This window comes from Caulobacter sp. 17J65-9 (assembly GCF_010975005.1).
Taxonomy (GTDB): domain Bacteria; phylum Pseudomonadota; class Alphaproteobacteria; order Caulobacterales; family Caulobacteraceae; genus 17J80-11.
In genome coordinates, this window is the sequence record NZ_JAAIVC010000240.1 from 1 (window position 1) to 4097 (window position 4097).

Consider the following 4097-nt stretch of genomic DNA (forward strand, 5'->3'; position numbering starts at 1 on the left):
CCCGATGGCCGCTCCGGCCCCGATGGCCGCCGCCGCGGCGCCGGTCGCCGCCGCCGCCGCGCCGGCCCCCGAGGCTCCGGCCAAGGGCGATCTGGTGAAGTCGCCGATGGTCGGCACCGTCTATCTGGCGCCGCAGCCGGGCGCCGACGTCTTCGTGAAGCCGGGCGACCGCGTGAAGGCGGGCCAGACCCTGCTGATCGTCGAAGCCATGAAGACCATGAACCCGATCCCGTCCCCGCGTGACGGCGTCGTGCTCGAGGTGCTGGTCGGCGACGCTCAGCCGGTCGAGTACGGTGAACCGCTGGTCGTGATCGAGTAGTCGCGGCCATGTTCGACAAGGTTCTGATCGCGAACCGGGGCGAGATCGCGCTTCGGGTCCACCGCGCCTGCAAGGAGATGGGCATCGCCACCGTGGCGGTCCACTCCGAGGCCGACGCGTCCGGCATGTGGGTGCGCCTGGCCGACGAAAGCGTCTGCATCGGCCCCGCCCCGGCCGCCAAGAGCTACCTGAACGTCCCGTCGATCATCGCGGCCGCCGAGATCACCGGCGCCCAGGCGATCCACCCGGGCTACGGCTTCCTGTCCGAGAACGCCCGCTTCGCCGAGATCGTCGGCGCGCACGGCATGACCTTCATCGGCCCGAAACCGGAGCACATCCGGATCATGGGCGACAAGATCACCGCCAAGCAGACCGCCATGGAGGCCGGCATTCCGGTCGTCCCCGGCTCCGACGGCGGCGTGGCCACGGTCGAAGAGGCCATGGCGGCGGCCGAGAAGATCGGCTTCCCGGTGCTGATCAAGGCCGCCTCCGGCGGCGGCGGTCGCGGCATGAAGGTGGCCAAGGACCGCGAGAGCCTGGCCGAAGCGGTCTCCACCGCCCAGGCGGAAGCCGCCGCGGCCTTCGGCGACGGCACGGTCTACATGGAGCGCTACCTCCAGAAGCCGCGCCACATCGAGATCCAGGTCATCGCCGACGCGTACGGCAACGTGGTGCACCTGGGCGAGCGCGACTGCTCGCTGCAGCGCCGTCACCAGAAGGTGCTGGAGGAGGCCCCCTCCCCGGTCATCGACGCCGCCGCCCGCGCCAAGATCGGCAAGACCGTCGTCGATGCGATCCGCAAGATCGGCTACCTCGGCGTCGGCACCATCGAGTTCCTCTACGAGGACGGCGAGTTCTTCTTCATCGAGATGAACACCCGCCTGCAGGTCGAGCATCCGGTGACCGAGCAGATCACCGGCATCGACCTGGTCCGCGAACAGGTGCGCATCGCCGCCGGCGAGAAGCTCAGCTTCACGCAGGAAGACGTGGTGTTCGAAGGCCACGCCATCGAGTGCCGCATCAACGCCGAGAACGCGCGCACCTTCACGCCGTCGCCGGGCCTGGTCACCGACTTCCACGCCCCCGGCGGCCTGGGTGTGCGCCTCGATAGCGCGCTCTACACCGGCTATTCGATCCCGCCCTACTACGACAGCCTGGCCGGCAAGCTGATCGTGCACGGCCGCGACCGCGCCGAGTGCATCGCCCGCCTGAAGCGCTCGCTGGGCGAAATGGTGGTGGCCGGCATCGACACGACCATCCCGCTGTTCCAGGACCTGCTGGTCGAGCCCGACATTCTGAAGGGCGAGTACAACATCCACTGGCTGGAAAACTGGATCAAACAGGGCGGCTGACGCGCTGTTGAGCAGCCCTCCCCTCACGGGGAGGGCTGTCGCCCTTCAAGGACGCCCGGACCCTGCCGTGCAGGCCTTCACCGTCGACGATCTGATCGATTGCTATGCGCGGGGCGTCTTCCCGATGGCGGACGCGCGCGACGACGAGCGCGTCTTCCTGATCGACCCCGAGCGGCGCGGGGTCATGCCGCTCAACGCCTTCCACATCCCCACCCGCCTGGCCCGCACGGTCCGCTCGGACCGTTACGAGGTGCGCATCGACACCGCCTTCGAGGAGGTGGTCGAGGCCTGCGCCGCCCCCACCGACGAGCGCGACGAGACCTGGATCAACCGCCCGATCCAGGAGCTGTACGTCGCCCTGTTCGCGCGCGGCCACGCCCACAGCGTCGAGTGCTGGCGCGAGGGCAAGCTGGTCGGCGGCCTATACGGCGTGGCGCTGGGCGGCGCCTTCTTCGGCGAGAGCATGTTTTCGCGCGAGCGGGACGCCAGCAAGGTGGCGCTGGTCCACCTGATCGGCCGCCTGACCGCCGGCCGCTTCCAGCTGCTGGACGCCCAGTTCATGACCTCGCACCTGGCCCAGTTCGGGGCGGTTGAGATCGGGCGCGCGGAATACCGCCGCCGCCTGGCGCGCGCGATTCAGGTCGAGGGGGACTTCTTCGCCCTGCCGGCCCGTTCGGGCGGGGCTCAGGCCTTACAGGCGATCAGCCAGGCGTCGTAGACCGGGTGCTCGAACGGGTTCAGGCCCGGCGAGCTGGCGTACATCCAGCCCTTGAACACCTGACGCGACGGCCGCTGCTCGGCCTGGGCGCGCGGTTCGGCGCGCACTTCGACGTAGGCGGCGGTGTCCTTCATCGGCTCGTCCGGCGCGCTGGTCTCGCAGGCGCGCACGGTGAACACCAGGCCCTTGTAGCGGACCGGCACGCCGACCTTGGCCTCGAAGCGCATGGTCTCGGCGGTGATCTTGTCCAGCGCCTGGATGACGGCGGCCTGGTGGCGCGCACGCTTGTCCGGGGCGACCGGCGTCTCGGGCGCGGCGGCTGGGGCCTCGGCCTTCTTCTCCGGCGCGGCCGGAGCCTCCGGCTCTTCCGGATAGATCGGGGTCGGCACGGGCTGCTTGTAGACCGTCGGCGGGGTCACCTCGCCCGGAGCCGGCGGCGGCTCTTCCGAGGAATCGTCCTGGGGCGCGGTCGTCGGCTGGGGGGCCTGCGGCGCGGGCGGCTGCACAGTCTGGGCTTGCACCAGGCCCGCGCCCAGCGTCGCCAGGAGCGCCGCCGCGCCGACCGCCTTCAGCATCCGCATGCCGCCACCCCTCACTCCGGCTTCCAGGCCTCGTAGTCGCCGGTGGCCGCGGCGCGCTTGCCGCCACGGGCCAGCGAGCCCTTCGGGCGCCAAGCGTACGGCGTTCCGCTCAGATTGGGGAGATGTTCCTTCTCCCAGCTACGGCGCGGCAAAGGCGCACGGGTCGGCGGCTCGGAGAAGGTGTAGTGCAGCCAGCCGTGCCAATCGGGCGACACCTTGGACGCCTCGGCGTAGCCGTTGAACAGCACCCAGCGGCGCTTGCGGCCGTCGTAGGAGCACTTGGTGTCCTTGGCTTCGTAGTAGCGGTTGCCGAACTCGTCCTGGCCGACGAACACGCCGCGGCGCTTGACCGTGAGCAGGGTGCCGAGAGTGGCGCCGTTCCACCAGGTGAAGATCTTGTCCAACACGTCGCTGAAACCCGAGAAAAACCAAGGCGCACGCCGGGCGGCCGCGCGGCGCGGACTATAGGCGCCGCCCCCCGCCCCGTCCAGCCGTCGAGAAACGGTACGGCCACGCTAGATATTGTGGGTAACTGGCTCCGCGGCCTCAAGGTTTATTGCCAACCCTCGATTAACACTTCTACCGTGGGTCGAGAGCGCTCTCGACGGAATCGGCCATGCGTTTCGAAAAACTGTTCACGCGCCCCGAAAGCCTTCGGTTCGAACGCCAGTCACGGCGGATCGAGACCGTGCGCGGGGTGGTCGAGGTCGAGGCCCCGCAGGACTGGACCAACGCCCGGGTCGAGGCCTGGCTGGACTGGGCCGCGTCCCTGCCCGGCGACTGGCCGGCCAACGCCCCCGCCAGCCTGTCGCCCGACAAGCCGTTCGATCCGCTGCTGGCCGGCGGCCCGGACCGCTACGCCCGGCGCCTGGCCGCCTGGGGCTACGCCACCGGCCTGTTCGCCCAGGAAGCCGACGCCGAACTGTTCGCCGAAGAGCTGTCGGCCGCCATCGCCTCGGGCCTGGTCGCCCCGGCCGCCCAGCGCGCCGGCGGCGAGCGCGTCCACCCGGTGGCCGACGACCGCCTGCCGGCCGTGGCCGAGACGGCGGTGCTGCGCCTGGACGGCGTAGAGTTCCGCCCTGCTTTGGAAGCGCGCCTGGCCGCCTGCCGCGCCGCCGACCTGGCCT

At 70.5% G+C, this 4097-nt stretch carries 5 protein-coding genes and 1 pseudogene; 4 read left to right on the forward strand and 2 right to left on the reverse strand.

Annotated features, from left to right (window positions below):
• The 3 genes from accB to aat all read left to right on the forward strand — a co-directional run.
• Nucleotides 1-319: acetyl-CoA carboxylase biotin carboxyl carrier protein (accB, locus tag G3573_RS20465; protein ID WP_163263511.1), on the forward strand; the 319-nt coding region annotated here is incomplete at its 5' end.
• 8 nt (nt 320-327) lie between these two features.
• Nucleotides 328-1671, forward strand: coding sequence for an acetyl-CoA carboxylase biotin carboxylase subunit (accC, locus tag G3573_RS20470; protein WP_163263512.1), 1344 nt, complete (start codon nt 328-330; stop codon nt 1669-1671).
• A 67-nt stretch (nt 1672-1738) separates the two neighbouring features.
• Nucleotides 1739-2389: a leucyl/phenylalanyl-tRNA--protein transferase gene (aat, locus tag G3573_RS20475; protein WP_163263513.1), complete on the forward strand. Its 651-nt coding sequence runs from the start codon at nt 1739-1741 to the stop codon at nt 2387-2389.
• Here aat and G3573_RS20480 read toward each other — a convergent pair.
• The gene (locus G3573_RS20480) at nt 2356-2970 is read right to left on the reverse strand and encodes a DUF2155 domain-containing protein (RefSeq protein WP_163263514.1); all 615 of its coding nucleotides are present in this window, start codon (nt 2968-2970) and stop codon (nt 2356-2358) included. The genes aat and G3573_RS20480 overlap by 34 nt on opposite strands.
• An 11-nt stretch (nt 2971-2981) precedes the next feature.
• Nucleotides 2982-3377, reverse strand: coding sequence for an NADH:ubiquinone oxidoreductase subunit NDUFA12 (locus tag G3573_RS20485; RefSeq protein ID WP_163263515.1), 396 nt, complete (start codon nt 3375-3377; stop codon nt 2982-2984).
• A gap of 209 nt (nt 3378-3586) precedes the next feature.
• Here G3573_RS20485 and G3573_RS20490 point away from each other — a divergent pair.
• Nucleotides 3587-4097 (forward strand): annotated as a pseudogene (locus G3573_RS20490) (hypothetical protein); the annotation flags it as partial.